The 16,506-nt window shown below is 39.9% G+C and carries 19 protein-coding genes; 10 read left to right on the forward strand and 9 right to left on the reverse strand.

All coding sequences use genetic code 11. From position 1 onward, the window contains the following. Window positions 1–56: 56 nt before the first annotated feature. Window positions 57–584, reverse strand: a complete 528-nt coding sequence (locus OQX61_RS08250; protein ID WP_265841181.1) for a hypothetical protein — start codon at window positions 582–584, stop codon at window positions 57–59. Window positions 585–917: 333 nt separating this feature from the next. Here OQX61_RS08250 and OQX61_RS08255 point away from each other — a divergent pair, with 333 nt between their 5' ends. Both OQX61_RS08255 and OQX61_RS08260 read left to right on the forward strand, forming a co-directional pair. Beyond that, the gene (locus OQX61_RS08255) at window positions 918–2,105 is read left to right on the forward strand and encodes a DUF418 domain-containing protein (protein ID WP_265841183.1); all 1,188 of its coding nucleotides are present in this window, start codon (window positions 918–920) and stop codon (window positions 2,103–2,105) included. A gap of 89 nt (window positions 2,106–2,194) precedes the next feature. Next, window positions 2,195–3,436 carry an MFS transporter gene (locus OQX61_RS08260; protein ID WP_265841184.1) on the forward strand — a complete coding sequence of 414 codons (1,242 nt, stop codon included), beginning with the start codon at window positions 2,195–2,197 and terminating at the stop codon, window positions 3,434–3,436. A 1-nt stretch (window position 3,437) separates the two neighbouring features. Here the strand turns inward: OQX61_RS08260 and OQX61_RS08265 are convergent, their stop codons facing one another. After that, entirely contained in the window at window positions 3,438–5,225 is a 1,788-nt protein-coding gene (locus OQX61_RS08265) for an alpha-L-fucosidase (protein WP_265841185.1), read from the reverse strand. A gap of 192 nt (window positions 5,226–5,417) precedes the next feature. Between OQX61_RS08265 and OQX61_RS08270 the strand changes: the two genes are divergently transcribed. Continuing rightward, window positions 5,418–6,497, forward strand: coding sequence for an acyltransferase (locus OQX61_RS08270; protein ID WP_265841186.1), 1,080 nt, complete (start codon window positions 5,418–5,420; stop codon window positions 6,495–6,497). 96 nt (window positions 6,498–6,593) lie between these two features. On the opposite strand, the gene OQX61_RS08275 is transcribed toward OQX61_RS08270, so the two are convergent. After that, window positions 6,594–6,905, reverse strand: coding sequence for a helix-turn-helix transcriptional regulator (locus OQX61_RS08275; RefSeq protein ID WP_265841187.1), 312 nt, complete (start codon window positions 6,903–6,905; stop codon window positions 6,594–6,596). Window positions 6,906–7,052: 147 nt separating this feature from the next. On the opposite strand from OQX61_RS08275, the gene OQX61_RS08280 reads away from it, so the two are divergent. From OQX61_RS08280 to OQX61_RS08300, 5 genes are all read left to right on the forward strand, one after another. Next, complete coding sequence (locus OQX61_RS08280) at window positions 7,053–7,700, forward strand: hypothetical protein (RefSeq protein ID WP_265841188.1); 648 nt, start codon at window positions 7,053–7,055, stop codon at window positions 7,698–7,700. A gap of 195 nt (window positions 7,701–7,895) precedes the next feature. After that, window positions 7,896–8,363, forward strand: coding sequence for a hypothetical protein (locus OQX61_RS08285; protein ID WP_265841189.1), 468 nt, complete (start codon window positions 7,896–7,898; stop codon window positions 8,361–8,363). A gap of 3 nt (window positions 8,364–8,366) precedes the next feature. Next, window positions 8,367–9,464 carry a winged helix DNA-binding domain-containing protein gene (locus tag OQX61_RS08290; protein ID WP_265841190.1) on the forward strand — a complete coding sequence of 366 codons (1,098 nt, stop codon included), beginning with the start codon at window positions 8,367–8,369 and terminating at the stop codon, window positions 9,462–9,464. A gap of 284 nt (window positions 9,465–9,748) precedes the next feature. Beyond that, complete coding sequence (locus OQX61_RS08295; protein WP_265841191.1) at window positions 9,749–9,970, forward strand: hypothetical protein; 222 nt, start codon at window positions 9,749–9,751, stop codon at window positions 9,968–9,970. A 117-nt stretch (window positions 9,971–10,087) separates the two neighbouring features. Next, window positions 10,088–10,489 carry a GreA/GreB family elongation factor gene (locus tag OQX61_RS08300; RefSeq protein WP_265841192.1) on the forward strand — a complete coding sequence of 134 codons (402 nt, stop codon included), beginning with the start codon at window positions 10,088–10,090 and terminating at the stop codon, window positions 10,487–10,489. 99 nt (window positions 10,490–10,588) lie between these two features. Here the strand turns inward: OQX61_RS08300 and OQX61_RS08305 are convergent, their stop codons facing one another. Further along, entirely contained in the window at window positions 10,589–11,563 is a 975-nt protein-coding gene (locus OQX61_RS08305) for an EamA family transporter (RefSeq protein WP_265841193.1), read from the reverse strand. A 9-nt stretch (window positions 11,564–11,572) separates the two neighbouring features. After that, window positions 11,573–12,052, reverse strand: a complete 480-nt coding sequence (locus OQX61_RS08310; RefSeq protein WP_265841194.1) for an Lrp/AsnC family transcriptional regulator — start codon at window positions 12,050–12,052, stop codon at window positions 11,573–11,575. A 241-nt stretch (window positions 12,053–12,293) separates the two neighbouring features. Between OQX61_RS08310 and OQX61_RS08315 the strand changes: the two genes are divergently transcribed. After that, complete coding sequence (locus tag OQX61_RS08315; protein WP_265841195.1) at window positions 12,294–12,956, forward strand: HAD family phosphatase; 663 nt, start codon at window positions 12,294–12,296, stop codon at window positions 12,954–12,956. A gap of 5 nt (window positions 12,957–12,961) precedes the next feature. On the opposite strand, the gene OQX61_RS08320 is transcribed toward OQX61_RS08315, so the two are convergent. The 4 genes from OQX61_RS08320 to OQX61_RS08335 are packed head-to-tail and all read right to left on the reverse strand — an operon-like array spanning window position 12,962 to window position 15,440. Further along, window positions 12,962–13,633, reverse strand: coding sequence for a response regulator transcription factor (locus tag OQX61_RS08320; protein WP_265841196.1), 672 nt, complete (start codon window positions 13,631–13,633; stop codon window positions 12,962–12,964). A gap of 1 nt (window position 13,634) precedes the next feature. Then, window positions 13,635–14,435 carry a sensor histidine kinase gene (locus tag OQX61_RS08325; protein ID WP_265841197.1) on the reverse strand — a complete coding sequence of 267 codons (801 nt, stop codon included), beginning with the start codon at window positions 14,433–14,435 and terminating at the stop codon, window positions 13,635–13,637. Further along, on the reverse strand, window positions 14,414–15,061 hold the full coding sequence (locus OQX61_RS08330; RefSeq protein WP_265841198.1) for a hypothetical protein: 648 nt from the start codon (window positions 15,059–15,061) through the stop codon (window positions 14,414–14,416). The genes OQX61_RS08325 and OQX61_RS08330 overlap by 22 nt, the downstream gene beginning before the upstream one ends. Window positions 15,062–15,068: 7 nt before the next feature. Further along, the gene (locus OQX61_RS08335) at window positions 15,069–15,440 is read right to left on the reverse strand and encodes a hypothetical protein (RefSeq protein ID WP_265841199.1); all 372 of its coding nucleotides are present in this window, start codon (window positions 15,438–15,440) and stop codon (window positions 15,069–15,071) included. A 233-nt stretch (window positions 15,441–15,673) separates the two neighbouring features. On the opposite strand from OQX61_RS08335, the gene OQX61_RS08340 reads away from it, so the two are divergent. Then, on the forward strand, window positions 15,674–16,465 hold the full coding sequence (locus tag OQX61_RS08340; RefSeq protein ID WP_265841200.1) for a glycosyl hydrolase family 18 protein: 792 nt from the start codon (window positions 15,674–15,676) through the stop codon (window positions 16,463–16,465). The last annotated feature ends 41 nt before the right edge of the window (window positions 16,466–16,506 follow it).

The following is a 16,506-nucleotide window of genomic DNA, read 5'->3' on the forward strand; positions in this document are numbered from 1 at the left end:
GCAATCTTGTGATTAGAATTAATCCAGTGATGGCCATTTAATCTGGCGAGAGCAAACTAATCTTGCGATTGAAAGTTGTAAATCACTTGAGAAGTTAATCTCTTTTTGTCTTTTAATCGCTGCAGGTTATCGTGTAAGGCGCTTTTGTCTTCTATGCCGGTACTGTTTAACAATGCTTGCTTATAAAATTCATTAGCTGCTTCCCATCTTTTGTCCTGTTCTGCATAAATTCCCATTTGCTCATAGATGCAACATTTGCAAACGCCTTTAGTGGCAAGGGCTTGTGCGAAAATCTGATCAGCTAACCTTGGCATTTCTAATGTGCTCAATAAGCGAAGGTAGGGCAGGTAGGTGTCTGGAAATTCCGGCTCTAACTCGATACATTTTTTGTAATAATATCCAGCAGTCTGATAATTTTTCAGTTTATCCTGATAGATATTTCCCAGACTGCAATAGGCTCTCGCATATTCCGGGTCTGACTGAATAATTGCATTTAGTAAATGAAGCGCTTTTGGTGGCTCTCCGAAGTTTAATTCTTCAAGAGCTTCCAAATACTTTTCTTCGGTCGTATATAAAATGTCCATAAGGAATCGTTTCGTTTTTAATCCGATAAGAAAACTTTCGGGGGTGGTATTAAATCATTGATTTTGGTACTGGCTGAGTATCAGCGGGGATGGCTTTATATCCCGGATAAAAAAGGATATTCCATGCCTATCCGATGCAGGCAAGCCATTGGGCTACTGCTTGTAAATGGGATATGTGGATACTTTAGCATGGTCTTTTTTTTTACAAAGATAAGGATATGTATCTAAATATCAAAACGTTTGGTTTCTGTGGCCCTGGTTATTGTTTATTAGGCATAAAATATAAATTTCTTAGATTTAGGGACACAAATTTGAAACCTAATCTATCTTTAAATGAATCTGAATAGTACTCTCCCCGGTCAAACCAACCGGATCCATGTAGTAGACGCTTTTAGAGGATTTGCCGTGATGGCGATCTTTTTAGTACATAATATTGAGCACTTTATATCGGGAATCTATCCTGATGCAGCTACACAACCGGGTTGGCTGAATACCCTTGATCAAGGAGTATTTACCTTTGTTTTTTCTCTTTTCGCAGGAAAGGCTTATGCCATATTCGCCCTTCTTTTTGGTTTTACTTTTTCTGTTTTATTTGCGAAACAACAGGCCCTGGGTAAAGATTTCGGCTATCGTTTTTTGTGGCGCCTGCTGTTACTTAGTGTGTTTGCTTCATTGAATGCACTGTTTTTTCCTGGTGGTGATGTATTGCTGCTTTACAGTATTGCAGGGATTGTATTGTTTTTTGTGAGAAAATTTGATCATAAAACCCTGCTGATATTGGCTATGCTTTGTTTATCTCAGCCGATAGAATGGTATCATTATCTGAGGAGCGTGTTCGATGCTGGTTTTACGTTGCCGGTGAAACAAGCTGCTGCACTTTATGGAGAAATAGGGAAGGTAGTGGCCAGTGGAAATCTTTGGGAGTTCTTTATCGTTAATGTAACCACCGGGCAGAAGGCCAGTTTATTATGGGCGATTGAAGGTGGACGGTTCATGCAAACGATGGGCCTGTTCCTATGTGGATTGTGGATCGGAAGAAAACAACTGTTCTTGGATTCGAAAGAAAGCAGGGCTTTTTGGTTGAGCGCTTTAATCATTTCGGCAATATTGTTTGCTCCCCTTTATGAGTTTAAAGTGATCATGATGGATAAAAATACCGATGTGATCAGTAAATCTACCATAGGTGTGGTAATGGATATGTGGTCTAAATTTTCATTTACGGTGGTCCTGACGGCCTCTTTCGTACTCCTTTATCAAAAGCTAAAATTTAGAAAGCTGACTTCCCCGCTGATTCCTTATGGAAGGATGAGTCTGACGAATTATGTGAGCCAGTCGATACTGGGCGCTTTAATTTATTTTCCTTTCGGCCTTTCTCTGGCGAAATCCTGTGGGATGGCACTGAGCCTGCTGATCGGTATTGTTGTTTTTCTGGCCCAGGTACAGTTTTGTAAATGGTGGCTGAGCAAACATAAACAAGGTCCATTGGAAGGCTTATGGGCAAGAGCAACCTGGTTTAAATAACCAGGTTGCAATAGTTGCGGTATAAAATTGAAATTATTTACTATGGAATTGTTACATTAGGAATAGATTTCAACCAACAAACCAATTCAATGACCACCACCATTAAAGAAAAAAGTGCCTGGGCTTATTTGTTCAGTGCACCCGTAATTGTAGCCGCTCTTGGCTATTTCGTAGACATCTATGATTTACTTTTATTTGGCATTGTAAGGATTCCCAGTTTAACGGATCTGGGCCTTGATGAGGCCGCGCGTTCTATAGAAGGAGCGAGCATTATCAACTGGCAGATGACGGGATTATTGCTGGGCGGTATCTTATGGGGTGTTCTGGGAGATAAAAAAGGCCGGTTATCTGTTCTTTTTGGCTCCATTATTACTTATTCTATTGCAAACTTTGCCTGTGGATTTGTGCAGGATGTTTTTGTATACAAGATCTTGCGCTTTATCGCAGGAATAGGTTTGGCTGGAGAGCTAGGTGCGGGTATCACACTGGTGTCCGAAAGTCTACCGAAAAAACTCAGGGCATTGGGAACATCTCTGGTCGCAGGTGTAGGACTGCTAGGCGCTGTAGTAGGCTATTTCACCGTAGAATTATTTAGCTGGCGGAATGCTTATTTTATTGGCGGAGGGATGGGGATTATGTTGTTGTTTCTCCGTATCGGGGTTTTTGAATCCGGTATGTTCCATGCGATGAAAGCCAAAGAACAATTAAGCAAGGGTAATTTTCTGTCTTTTTTCACGAAGAAAAGCCGGTTGATCTTGTATCTGAAATGTATCGGTGTTGGCTTGCCAACCTGGTTTGTAATTGGAATTCTGGCTACATTCAGTAATGAAATCGGGAAAGCTTTACATATTTCTGAGGCTATAAAACCAGGATTAGCAGTGATGTGGTGTTATGTAGGTTTAGCTGCGGGAGATTTGGTGAGTGGTGTGATCAGTTACTGGTTGGAATCGAGGCGTAAGGCAGTGGCTTATCTGATGTTGTTTGCGGCTTTCGGAGCGGTGATCTTCCTTTATGGAGGGATTTCTACAAGTAAAGGACTATATGCGATGTGTTTATGGGTAGGTTTTGGGATCGGATATTGGGCCATGTTTGTGACCATCGGTGCGGAACAGTTCGGTACAAATGTACGGGCAACGGCAGCCACCACTATTCCAAACATGGTGCGTGGAACAGTGGTGTTGATGACTACCGGTTATACCTTCTTAAAACCACATGTTATGGAGCTACATGCTGCGGCGATTATTGGCATCCTTTGTTTTGGAATAGGTTTTTATTGCATTAAAACCATTCCTGAAACCCACCATAAAGACCTGGATTTCGTAGAGGATTAAGTTATCTGATGGCTTGAAGAATTACGGATTTCAATTTGAACAGCTCTTTGGTGTTATTTTCCGGCTTTAAATTCAGGGTGTATATTCCAGGCTTTTCCACGGTAACAGTAGCCACAGGATGTTTAATGAATAGCAACGGTTTTCCAGAACTGTATTCTGAGGTTCTTAAAGTTAGAAACTTATAGGTTTTATGGTTGAACTCCATGAGGCCTTCCTGTTTTGCATTTCCCTCCGGACAAGCGTATTCCAGCTGTATTTTATAATCACCGGGTTCTGTGATGTTAAATTCGAAGCTTACCTGATCTTCTGGTTTTACCATATCTGTTACGCAGGTGGTATGCTTCCAGTCGCCAAAGTAATGACTGTAGGTTAAAGTCTGTATTTTTGCTGAACCACTGGTTTTTGAATGGATCACTTCCAGCATATTGTTGTCATACGCAGCAGAAACCGTAGGAACTGAATTTAAATAACCGTCATTTAACTGACCATTAAAGCTAACTGCGATTACCTCATGGTATGGTTCCGTTTTAGGAGGAAGATTCAAATAAAGGACCTGGTCTTTAATCTCATATTTCAATCGCGTATTGCTGTTGAGCGCTGCAACATTGGTCACATTTGCATTGATTCCCGGAACCCTGATTTTCCCGTCTGTCGGTGGGTTAAGGATATGCAGGTATAGCTGACCAGGCTTAGAGGTAGTGACTCCCCAGGGTTGAGCAGGAACAAGGCCATAAGTGCTTCCATAAATACTTTCCCCGTTTTTCTTTAGCCATTTACCGGTTTCTCTAAGGTATTTTTCCGAGTAATAGGGGATGTTTCCTTCTCCGTCAGGACCTACATTGAGCATCAGATTTCCCCCTTTGGAGGCTACATTAGCCAATAGCCGGGTGATTTCTTCTGGTGTTTTGAAATTCATATCATGACTGATATAACCCCAGGAGTCGTTATGAGTATAAATAGATTCCCAGGCACCTTTTATCGGCGTTGCCGGAACTTCCGAATCTCCGAAAGTACGGTAATCTCCAAGACCTTGTCCCACGCGACTACTGAAAAGGCTTTTAGGCTGTAGTGCATGCATTTCGTCTACCAGCGACTGTGTTTGTTGTTTGGTTAATCCCCCGGGCATGTCAAACCAGACAATGCCCAGATTGCCATAATTGGTCAGCAGTTCTTTGAGTTGCGGGATGGATTTCTCTTTGTAATATTTTAAATAGTCTTTGTCGGCTTCTTTAAAGTCCCATTTGTTGCCACCACCATTGGGCTCATGCCAATCCAGAAACTGAGAGTAATAGAATCCAAATTGAATGCCTCTTTTTCGGGTGGCACTGGCCAGGGCTTTCATCGGATCTTTTCCATAAGGGGAGGCTTTTACAATGTTAAAATTGCTCACTTTAGAATCGTACATGGCAAAGCCTTCATGGTGTTTGGCCGTGATAACCATATATTTGATGCCGGCATCTTTCGCCAGATCTGCCCATTCTTCTGCATTGAATTTTTGAGGATTAAAACTTGCCGCAACCTTCTCATAGGCCTTTGCCGGTATTTTAGCTTGGTGCATCAACCACTCTCCACTACCATAATAATCTTTATCCTCCCATACGCCTGCAAGTTTGGAATACAATCCCCAGTGAATAAACATTCCAAATTTGGCCTCCTGAAACCATTGGGTGTCCGGGTTTTCTTTTCCGACAGCATTTTTATCCCATCTTTCGATGTCCTGAGCTTGGGATGCGTAAATTGTGGATAAAAATAAAAAAAGGAAAATGCTGGTTTTTCTTAGCTTGTTCATATTTGGATATCACTTGATGGTTAGTCGTTTACTAAGATAAGCGACCAGTTTTTTTATAATTATCTGTTTATAGCCAATGATTAAACGCTTTTGGCAAGAACGACCTGTTTACGGGCAAAGCTTGATAGTTTGCGTTAATTGGTTTAGGTTTATCCTCCCAAAGTAGCAATTAGCATAAAGTAGTATCAGGATATGGAAGACCAATTAAGAACGGAGCAGGCGATATTAAAGAAGAAGATTAACTGGCTGGATTTACTCAAAGTGATTGCTGTTTTTATGGTCATTGTGGCACATGCCAATGATTGTATTATTTTAAATCAGGATGGTAATTTTAATTTTGAATGGGGGACTTATATCGGTTCTTTGTACCGTTTTTCGGTTCCTTTATTTGTGCTGATTTCCGGAGTTTTACTGTTACCTACCAAACTCAATACCATTGATTTTTATAAAAAGAGACTTTGGCGGATTCTGCCGGCATTACTCTTCTGGGGTATAGCTTATGTGGTGTTTGACGGAATGGTGTTGAATGCTAAATCCTGGGGCAAGATGTGGTTTGACATTGTTAGATTGCCACTTAGTTTTGGTGATGCCTCCCCACATTTATGGTATTTATATATGCTGGTTGGATTGTACCTGATTATTCCGGTCATTTCTCCATGGGTAGCTAAAGCCACAAAAAGAGAGCTGGAATTGGTCCTGGCCATCTTTATTTTTTCGACTTTTATTCCTTATCTGAAGTTTTTAACGGGATTGGCTTTCGGAGTAAGCGATTGGAATGAATTTCATTCTTTCTATTACTTATCAGGCTTTATCGGGTACTTGCTGATGGGATACTATCTGTATACTTACCTGCCGGGTTGGAGTACACTGACCAAAAGATGTACCGGTGCAATTTTATTCCTGACTGGTTATGGCATTACCTATTTCCTGACGATCAGTGTTCCTTTTTCTATTCCAAATATTGAAATGGTTTGGTATTACTGTTCGCCAAATGTGCTTTTAGAGGCCGTAGGGGTGTTTCTATTGGTTGAAGGTTTAGCGCTTAAAAATGGCGTTTTTACGCGCATCATTCAAGCCATTGCTAAATATTCATTTGGAATATTTTTAATTCATTACTTCTTTATAGGAGTGATTTTTAGATATTTTGCTGCTAAGTTCGACCTTCATCCCGGGTTAAATGTATTGTTGTCTTGTTTGATCACCCTGCTGGTTTCCTTCGCAACAGTATGGTTATTAACCAGGATTAAAGGAATGAGAAAACTACTGATGTAACCTTTCCGGCTTGTCATAGCGCCTTCGATAGCGTTGTTTGAACTGTTGATTTTCTATCGAAGATGCGCTAATCAGGCAATTGCTTAAGGAAAGGTTTTATTTATGTTGTTTCTCGTTTTTCACTAGTCTTCTAACCAGCTCGATGATGAGTCCCATATCACTGTTCTTTTCGATATCATTGATATTTTGCTGAGCGAGATCAGGATCAAGCTTTTTGAACATGCTGATTTTTACGCCCATAATGTTTGCGATTTTAAGGAGTAATTCATCTCCCAGGGTGTTTTTCTGTTCCATTTTTGAAACTGCTTGCTGGCTAATGCCCAGCGCTTTGGCTAATGTGGCTTGTTTCATGCCGTAATAGAGACGAATGCGGCTCAGGTTTCTTCCTAAATGGGGTTTCTTCTTCATTTTGTTACTGGTAAAGTTATTAAGTTTCTTACTTTTCTGGTAAGTTAAGTAATTGTAAAATACAACCATTTTGTGGTTAATTACAACCTCGTCCTACGCTCCTTTTTACCCCCTTGTATTTACTTTTGGTTAACTAAAACGTAAAATATGACAACTGTTGGTAAAAGAAATGAAAAGGGGCTGAAAACTACTTATTTAAATTTTGATTTAATTTATTTTATACAATTGAAAAGGATCGCTTCCAGGTTTTCTCAGGAGGAGCTTTCCTTTTTAATGGGTAGAAAAAAAGGATTTATTGCAGATCGGGAAGCATTTAAACTCAACAAAGAATTATGGCTTGGAGATGTTTCTGCATTGGCTAAGATATTTGATTGTCATACGGTGGATTTCTTCAGGAGCATAGATGGTTATCCTAAAGAAATCAGATTATGGGCGGTACAGTCGCAGGAACAGGACTATATTCAATATAAGGTCTATCAATTGCATGAAGAGCATCCTATGGAGTTGTTGTATATGCTGAATGAAATGGATCCGGGTAAGCGGTACCTTGAAAATGAGGAGTCTGCTTTTCTATACCATTCCAGGATTGAGCTCAGTCATTTAATCATGGAAGGTTTTTTTGATGTAGGGCCAAAAACACCTTTGGAAATTTTTAAAATATGTAGAATCAGGGCCGGGCATTTGATTAAGGCGGGGTTTCTGGAGCAGGCATTAGGAGAATATTTGGATGCTGAGGGGCAAGGATTAAAAAAGTACAAGCATAAGGATATGGGATTTGTTTATGAGGCGGTGTAATTTCTGTCAACCTAAAAGGAAGAAAAATTCAGAGCGAATGAAAAAATATTTTAATATTTTAGTAAGGCCTTATCTTTTTTTGTATACGCGGATATTGGCTAAACCTTGAACAAGCGCAAAATGGTTTAATACCGACAATGAAAAATGCTTAATACTTAAACCAGCTCCTAAAACCAACTCCTAAAAAATAACGCTATGAACCTAAAAATTAACCTGATTATCCTTACTTCAGCCCTGATCCCGGTATTAAGTATCCTGAATACTACTCATCAGCGGACAGAAGTCTTACCTATTCAGGGCACCTGGCAGCTTGTTTCCGGGGTAACCATTGAAAAGGGGAAGTCTACCTTTACGGATTATAAAAAAGACATGAAGCAGATCAAGATTATTAATGGTACTCACTTTGCGTTTTTTAACCACGACCTGAAATCAGGAAAAGATCTGAAACCTGTTTTTGTAGCCGGTGGAGGAAAATATACTTTAAGGGGGAATGACTACACAGAACATCTGGAATATTGTAATTACAGGGAATGGGAAAATAAGACCTTCAATTTTAAGTTAACGATTAAAGGAGATACTTTGATTCAGCAAGGGGCCGAAAAGGACGAGAAAATTGGGGTAGACCATGAGATCATTGAGAAATACGTACGGTTGATAGATTAGTTTATGAATTTATCGGATATTTCAAATGCCAGATTAAGCCGCCAGCTGGTTCATCCGGGAGCGGGTGTTTCTAATCCCAAAGATATTGTGGCCTGGATGGCTGCGATCCAGGCCCAGGATTATGCTATGGCCTGTTGGGCAATAGGGCTTCGTGGATCAGATTTAACAGAAAGCGCAATTCAACATGCCATAGATCAGGGAGAGATCCTGAGAACGCATGTATTGAGGCCAACCTGGCATTTTGTGGCGGCGAGTGATATTTGGTGGATGCTGGAATTATCGGCCCTGCAATTGAAACCGCAAATGAAATCCAGACTTAAGCAATTCGGGATCAGTCCGGAGGCGTATCTGAGGGTTAATCAGGTCATTGAAAAGGCGTTTTTGAAAGATGCCAATCTGGATAGAGCAGCATTGCTTTTTGCGCTTAAAGATGCGGGGATTTGCGCTAGCGGGGAATATTTATCCCATTTCCTGCTTTGGGCAGAAATAGAGGGGATCATTTGTAGTGGAGCACATAAAAATAACAAACCTACTTATGCTTTGCTGGAAGAGCGGGTGCCAAAGCCCGGTCCCTTAAATAGAGAAGAAGCATTGGCTAAATTAGCACATCGTTACTTTACCAGTCATGGTCCGGCTACGGTTTTGGATTTTAAATGGTGGTCCGGTTTGTCCTTAAGGGATTCGAAAAAAGCATTGGAAATGATCAAGTCTGATTTTGTTATGGAGCGGATAGGTTTAGGAGAATATTGGGTTTCTAAATCATTTTCCGGAGAATTACTTAGCCGGACTTCCGGTCAGCCCTCCTTATATTTATTGCCCGCTTTTGATGAATTTTTAATCAGTTATAAAGATAGGACCGCTTCATTTCCTTTGGAACACCATGTCCATGCATTTACCAATAATGGAATTTTTCACCCTGTGATCGTCGTAAATGGCCAGGTGAAAGGCGTTTGGAAACGAACGATAAAAGGAAATAAGTTTCAGTTTGAAGCCCGGTTTATTAGTCCGGTGAATCAGGAGATTTTAGAATTAACGGAATCCGCGGCAATTAACTTAGGGATATTCCTTGAAAAGAAGCCGGAGATCGTCAAAATCGGGTAAAAGAAGCCAGAGATCAGAGCACTATATTTTTTATATCGAAGCATTTGGGCTACCTTTGGTATAATGAATCCCATCAGGCATATCAATCACTTCCGCTATAACCAGCTCGCAACACAATTGCGAAGGGTATCGGCTGTGTCTTGCCATTTTTTATCTCTACAATATCGTTTGGGGGATTCTTTTCTTAAAAGTAGTAAGGACTTTATTAAGTAAGCCCCGGCCTTTCTGAAGGTTTGGGGATTTGACCTTAATTCTTTTTTCCTTTTATCTTTTTCTTTCTTATCATGAAAAAATCAGGCATCATATCCTTTTTAAGGGTTGTTCTTGTATTACTTTCTCTATTAAACCTCGGTGTTTTATTGATATCCATTTTGATGGTTAAACCATTATGGATTGGCCTTTCTGTCTCTTTTTTTGCGATGATGGCGGCTTTTCAAAATCATGATCAATTTGGGGTATCAGAGAAACATTCGGTTTTAGGGAAAGAAAAAAATAATGCTTATTAAGATGGGAGTATTGGTAAGGAGGAGTAGGGATTTTGATGGTTTAGCCCCGGTTGAGTATTAGACCGGGGCAAGGGAATACACCATTAATTTATCATTTAATCCAATAAAACAAATATCATGACTACAAACTCATTAAAAATAGACGAAACCCCAATCATTTTATCAACTGGAATTTTTGACTTGTTAAAAGATCACTTAAGAAGAAGAAAACTAAGTAAGTTCAATGAAGACAAATTAAAACTGGAGCTTCGTTTTGCCAAACAAGTATTGAATAAAGAATTGCCGGAAGATGTGGTGACCGTAGACAGAGCTGTACGCGTAAGAGAAATGGAATCAGGTACTGAATTTACTTATAAACTGGTTGCACCATCAAGAGCAAGAGATAAGCATAAAACCCTTTCTATTTTATCGCCAATTGGAGTAGCGATGGTAGGATATGTTAAAGGTGCACAATTACAGTGGGAGATGGCTGACGGTATTAAGGTTTACCGCATCGAAGAAGTGAGCAAAATCGCTTAAATCATCATCGCTTGAGTGTTATATTGTTTACAACAAAAGGCCGTATCAAAAATATTGATACGGTCTTTTGTTTTTCATTCTCTCTGATAATTGTCTTTTCTAAACCTTTGGGATTATTAATTCCTCTTCCGCTATCAGCACTTTAGCGTTGGTTCTATATTTGACCAGATTGATCAGGAGGACGCTTCCTAAAATAACAAATAACCCAATAATCTGGATAAATGTAATTTTCTCATTGGTAAAACCCAGACTAAGCAGGATAGCTACCACCGGATTAACATAAGCATAAGTACTTACCTGTGTGGCAGGCCTTACTTTTAGCAACCATACATAAGCACTAAAAGCAGCGATGGAGCCAAAAATGATCAGGTAGCCAATAGAAAGCCAGGCATCCAAAGGAACCTGTGACCATTGAAAAGTTTTATATTCGGAACTAAAAATGCTGCCAGGGATAAAGAATAAACCTGCTGCAATCATCTGCCATGCCGTATTTACGGTTACAGAGCTGTCAGGGTCGGTTTTATATTTAGCATACAACGATCCTCCTGCCCAGGCAATAGGGCCGACAACAAGCAAGCTCATTCCAATAATCTGTTTGGTACTTTGGTGACTGTTAAAGGAATGGATCATTTGTTCGCCAAATAGCAAAATCACCCCTATAAAACCAATGATCAGACCGGCCAGGGTAGATTGGCTCTTAAAATTCTCTCTCCATTTGGGTTTATCCAGAATCACAAACCAAATTGCTGCGGAAGCCACCATGATGGCTACCAGTCCACTGGGAATAAACTGCTCTACCCAGATTACAATCCCATTTCCTAATCCCAGCATCAATATGCCACCAACTGCGGTGATCTTGATATTTTTCCTGTTAAAAATCTGCTCTCCCTTTAATGCACACCACGACATCAACAGTCCTCCGGCAACTAAAAAGCGGAAAGTACCCAGAATAAATGGTGGAAAGCCAGCAAGGGCTTTTTGAATAAAAAAATAGGTGGAGCCCCAAACGACATAAACGATGGCAAAAGCCAGATATACCATCAATGGGGAAGCAGTTTTAGGAGCAGGTATCATAGGTTCAGGTTATTTTTCAGGGATGATCAATTGTATTTCTTCTTTTACAGTTTCGAGTACAATGGTGGTTCTTATAGATTGTATCGTTGTTATTTTACTAAAGGAATCTCTCATTAATGCCATTAAGGAGGCCGAATCTGCGGTTCTTACCTTGACCAGGTAACAGTCGTCTCCGGCAATAATATGTACTTCCTGTACTTCCTTAATCCTGGCCAATTCAGTTGCGGTGGTCGTACAACCAATGCTATGCGATGCTTTCATGGAGATGAAGGCCAGTAATTTTAAATCCACAGCGGCAGGGTTAATCCTTGCGGTGTATTGTGTAATTACATTTTTCTGTTCTAGTTTCTTCACCCTTTCCAGCACAGCAGAAGGAGCCATTTCCAGTTCTTTAGCCATGTGAACATTGGAAATCCTTGAATTCTCCTGCATCAACCTTAAAATGGCAAGGTCGATCTTATCTAAACTGATGTTGTTTTCGATTATCATTCTATAAATGTATGTAAATTCAGAATAATATTCAAAAATAGTTTAATGTATGTGATTATAATTCTTTTTGCATACCTCGGGTCGTTATTTATATCCTTACATGGTTATTTTATTATTGTTCGCTGTGTTTTCAAAACAGCATTGTATATTGGATCATATCTGAAAACCCAGAGCGGTTGATTAGAAAATCCAAACCAGCTATTAAAGTCGGGATTGGTTTACCCCCAAATAAAAATAAGCTATGAAAAACCTTAAAGCTGTACTATTTGATCTTGACGGGACATTGATCGACTCTGAGTATTTTCATTTCGAATGTTGGAATGAGCTATTGGGCGATTATGGTGTTCAGCTGGAGTACCGGGATTGGTTAAAAAACTACGCAGGCATTCAGCTTCCGCTGAATGCGAAAAACCTGTTGTCAAAGTATTCCATAGATGCTTCTTTGGCGGATGTAGTGAAAAGGAGGGAGGCACTGACACTGGAAAGATTGAAAACGAAGGATGTGGGGCTGATGCCTCATGCTTTAGAGATCATAGAATTTTTGCATGAACGTGAGCTGTTACTGGCCATTGTGACCTCCAGTCCGAGGGAAGACGTAACTGCAATTTTCGATAGAAACGGGTTAAGTAAATATTTTACGCTGATCATTACCAGGACGGATGTGGTACAGAATAAACCTGATCCCGAAGGTTATCTAAAATGTTGTGCAATGCTTGGTTTAAAACAGGAGGAATGCATTGTTTATGAAGATACCGTCAATGGCATTAAAGCGGCAAAAGCGGCAGGAATCAGGTGTATTGCAGTACAAAGCAACCTGGAAGTTCATCCGTCATTAAGCATAGCGGATGAATTATTCCTGGATTTAAGGGCTGCAAAAATAGCATTGCTGGCAGCAGGTGTATAATTTAACTAAATATCGGTATCAATAATTTTGTGTTTAAAAGCAAAGACTACCAGTCCGGCAACATTTTTTGCTCCGGTTTTAACCAATAAATTGTTCCGGTGACCATCTACTGTACGCAAGCTGATCGACAGTTTGTCGGCGATTTCAGCGGTGGTGAGTTCCTCACAAATCAAGCCTAATATTTCCTTTTCGCGCTGGGTAAGGGAAGAACCGGCATCAAAGCCCCTCAGGTTGGTTTTGTTAAGTAATTTCCCTGATTGCAGGGTTTTCAATACCATTTCATTGAAATAGAAACCATTATTATAAGTTGTTTCTATGGCATTTTTGAGTTCAGAAAGTTCGGAGTTTTTAGCGATATAGCCATTTACCCCTTGTTGAATCATCCTGGATACATGTTTCTCTTCTCCATGTACGGAAAGTACGATCACCCGGACATCCGGATAGGCGATTTTTAATTTTTTGGTAGCCTCCATTCCGTTCATTTCCGGCATGTTCAGGTCCATCAGTACGATGTCGGGCTTAATCTCGCCACATTCTTTCATCGCATTTAGTAATTCGAGGCCATTTCCTGCTTCAAACATGACGTCCATGTTTCCAAAGCTTTTTATGTTGTTCACCAGGCATTCTCTAAACATCACCTGATCATCTGTGACTGCTATTTTTATCAATTTGTTCATGTTATTTAGTTGTTACAGGGAAATAGATGGAGACGCCAAATCCCTGGTTACCGGTATGGTAAGTGAGTTGTCCGCCGTTCATTTCTACCCTGCTGGTGATGTTTTGTATGCCCAATCCTCTGCGTACTAAATCTTTGTCGAAGCCTATTCCATCATCTTTATATTGATACATTACTTCCATTTCCGTGCAGTTGAGCTGTATTTCCACGTGTTTTGCATGCGCATGTTTTACGGTATTACTGATCAGTTCCTGGGTGATGCGGTAAAGGGCAAGCTCTACTTCTGAACGGCCGCATTTATCAAGGCCTTCGCTTTCAAAGTTGACATCCAGTCCATCGGAACCTTCTATCTGAAAGCATAATTCTTCAATTGCTGCGGCAATTCCAAACATTTCCAGTTCATTGGGGATCATATTGTGAGAAATACGCCTCACACTCATCACTCCTTTATCTACCAATAGTTTGGTTTCTTTGATGAGATCTAAACCACCAACAGTGTGAGGTGTGGTCTTGTTTTTTTTCTCAAACTGTATGATTTTTATGCCAATCGTAGAAAAAATACTGCCTACTTCATCATGTAGGTCTTTTGCAACTCTCCGTCTTTCTTCTTCTATTTTTTCGATGTTATTGTGCAGCAGTTTTTGCTGGTATTCTGCTTCTTTTTCTCTGAGGTTTACCTGTTGGTTATAGAATTTTTTCTGATATACGAAGAAGAGCACCACAACGGCGGCGCTCAGAATAAACATAACAATCATCCCTGTAAACAGGAAGAAGTAAACATCTATGTTTTCTTGTGTTGCCATAAGCCAATAAAGATTAAGATGTTGTTGACAATAGAAAGGAAGGCATGAAATTGCCAAACCATCATATTGAATTTAAAGCTATATGGCAGGATATAATTGCTAATGGTAAACAATAAGAAACTTCCCGAAAAGTAAATGAAGAAACCGGTATTGATCCAGAATACAGGGCTTTTCTCAATTTGCGTGTATAAGGTTTGTCGGGTGATTTTATAGTAGTAGAATAAAGATGCGCCAATGACCAGGATACTTTCCAGTGTACGGGGATAAGTATTGAATATTTTCCAGTCCTGGATATAGGTGGCATTGAGCAGGCAGAAGGCCAGGAATACGGCGATCAGTAATCCAAACCAACGCTTTGCAATATACGTTTTGAAAATCACCCGATAAAAAAGCATGATGGCGGTAAATTCTACCATCGTATAAATATGCAATACCGGGAGGTTGTTTTTATTCTGCGACCATAAATAGGCGCTATAAGCACCTATAAATGCAATAGATACTAAATACAAGGTGATCACTTTTAATTCCTTTGGATAGGATTTAACGTTGATCAATGCCAAAATCAATGGGCAAAGAATGATGCCCATTGAAAAATATAGGTAGATTTTTTCTAGTGTTGATGCCATTTTTTAATTAAAGACCAGGCTCATCAGGTGAGCATGTTGGTGGACAAGGCATGGTGAAATCAAAGATATTGCTATCTATAGGGCCGGAAAGCTCCTTTCCTCGTGAATAGTTATTATTGGTCATATCTTTTCCGTATATATCTGTAGGAACCATGATCATCCTTTGTTGTCTTCCATCTTCCATCTGCTCATCCCAACCGAAATACATCCTTACGTATTTGACGCCTTCCTCATCAATCATATCCCTCAATTCTTGTGCATCTACGAGGAAGCCCTTGATGAAATTTCCTTGCGCTGCCCAGGCGGCAGTGAGTTTTTTAGCTTCAGCATAAGGTATTTCATAAATACTCTTGTTGTGTTTAGCAGCTTCTTTTTCCATGGTTCTTTGTTGGTTTTTTGGTTTATTTAGAGAATTTTGTTTTAAATTCTTAATCTAAAATAAAACATTCCTTGTTAAGCTTATCGATTATTTATAGTTAATTTATATTTCTTACGCTGCCGTTATTTAAATAGGTATAAATACCTGTTTATTTATTCAGGTAATCTAGCGTATTTCTACGTTCCATGCATTACTGATCTTTATATGTTATTGAACCAGTATACATTTTACTTATGAAAGCCCCGGATCCTCTATTTATTGCCTACTGGTTAGGTTATGCAAATCAAAAGATGATTATTGAAGAACTACCCGTTGGAATTGATGTCATTAATTTGTTTCTCATCAATCTGGATCCCGATAAAACATTACAGCATTTATACCTGACGAGTGATGGGATGAGCTGGGAGAATATGCTAAGCGGAGTAAGAGTACAACAACAAAGAGGGGTTAAAGTGATGGCTTCCATTGCGACTGCTGTTCATCCAAAAATCTCCTGGAATACCATTGCTGATCCTAAGGCTTTTGCGGCCAGTGTTTATGAACTTGTTGTCAATACCTGGGGTTTGGATGGTATTGACATAGACCCCGAAATGGGGGGGGATGCTCCTGATGATACATTTATCCAGGTCATCATCGCACTTTCCAGGTACTTTGGCCCCAGATCATCAACAGGAAAAACCATGAGCTATATAACCTATCAATATTATGCGGATGAGCAGTTATTGAAACGATGCAATGCTTGTTTTGATTATGTCGCATTGGCAGGATATCTGTGGGATATGGAAACTATGATCAACCAGTTTGAATTGTACTCCGGGCTGGTAGGAAGTAAGAAACTGTTGTTTGGCGTACAGCCAGGAAGGCACCAGTCGACATCTTTAACCGAAGCCATTCAATTGTCTCAGTGGCAGCCGGATAATGGTTTAAAAGGTGGAATGATGCTTTTTAACATCAATATAGACAAAGATTTTCAATATACGGGTAAGCTCATTAAAGCGCTTAAACCAGTAGCAGACAAAATCTAAAAAATACAGGAGCTCTCAAAACTCTTCCGGCGGAAGCAGCT

The organism is Pedobacter sp. PLR (assembly GCF_026239675.1).
Classification (GTDB): domain Bacteria; phylum Bacteroidota; class Bacteroidia; order Sphingobacteriales; family Sphingobacteriaceae; genus Pedobacter.

Excerpts from the sequence above, each read along its gene's own strand:
- OQX61_RS08270 (WP_265841186.1), top strand. The coding sequence starts at position 5,418 with ATGGAAGACCAATTAAGAACGGAGCAGGCGATATTAAAGAAGAAGATT.
- OQX61_RS08290 (WP_265841190.1), top strand. The coding sequence starts at position 8,367 with ATGAATTTATCGGATATTTCAAATGCCAGATTAAGCCGCCAGCTGGTT.
- OQX61_RS08280 (WP_265841188.1), top strand. The coding sequence starts at position 7,053 with ATGACAACTGTTGGTAAAAGAAATGAAAAGGGGCTGAAAACTACTTAT.
- OQX61_RS08340 (WP_265841200.1), top strand. The coding sequence starts at position 15,674 with ATGAAAGCCCCGGATCCTCTATTTATTGCCTACTGGTTAGGTTATGCA.
- OQX61_RS08300 (WP_265841192.1), top strand. The coding sequence starts at position 10,088 with ATGACTACAAACTCATTAAAAATAGACGAAACCCCAATCATTTTATCA.
- OQX61_RS08330 (WP_265841198.1), bottom strand. The coding sequence starts at position 15,061 with ATGGCATCAACACTAGAAAAAATCTACCTATATTTTTCAATGGGCATC.
- OQX61_RS08260 (WP_265841184.1), top strand. The coding sequence starts at position 2,195 with ATGACCACCACCATTAAAGAAAAAAGTGCCTGGGCTTATTTGTTCAGT.
- OQX61_RS08305 (WP_265841193.1), bottom strand. The coding sequence starts at position 11,563 with ATGATACCTGCTCCTAAAACTGCTTCCCCATTGATGGTATATCTGGCT.
- OQX61_RS08285 (WP_265841189.1), top strand. The coding sequence starts at position 7,896 with ATGAACCTAAAAATTAACCTGATTATCCTTACTTCAGCCCTGATCCCG.
- OQX61_RS08250 (WP_265841181.1), bottom strand. The coding sequence starts at position 584 with ATGGACATTTTATATACGACCGAAGAAAAGTATTTGGAAGCTCTTGAA.
- OQX61_RS08335 (WP_265841199.1), bottom strand. The coding sequence starts at position 15,440 with ATGGAAAAAGAAGCTGCTAAACACAACAAGAGTATTTATGAAATACCT.
- OQX61_RS08265 (WP_265841185.1), bottom strand. The coding sequence starts at position 5,225 with ATGAACAAGCTAAGAAAAACCAGCATTTTCCTTTTTTTATTTTTATCC.
- OQX61_RS08320 (WP_265841196.1), bottom strand. The coding sequence starts at position 13,633 with ATGAACAAATTGATAAAAATAGCAGTCACAGATGATCAGGTGATGTTT.
- OQX61_RS08310 (WP_265841194.1), bottom strand. The coding sequence starts at position 12,052 with ATGATAATCGAAAACAACATCAGTTTAGATAAGATCGACCTTGCCATT.
- OQX61_RS08255 (WP_265841183.1), top strand. The coding sequence starts at position 918 with ATGAATCTGAATAGTACTCTCCCCGGTCAAACCAACCGGATCCATGTA.
- OQX61_RS08325 (WP_265841197.1), bottom strand. The coding sequence starts at position 14,435 with ATGGCAACACAAGAAAACATAGATGTTTACTTCTTCCTGTTTACAGGG.
- OQX61_RS08275 (WP_265841187.1), bottom strand. The coding sequence starts at position 6,905 with ATGAAGAAGAAACCCCATTTAGGAAGAAACCTGAGCCGCATTCGTCTC.
- OQX61_RS08315 (WP_265841195.1), top strand. The coding sequence starts at position 12,294 with ATGAAAAACCTTAAAGCTGTACTATTTGATCTTGACGGGACATTGATC.
- OQX61_RS08295 (WP_265841191.1), top strand. The coding sequence starts at position 9,749 with ATGAAAAAATCAGGCATCATATCCTTTTTAAGGGTTGTTCTTGTATTA.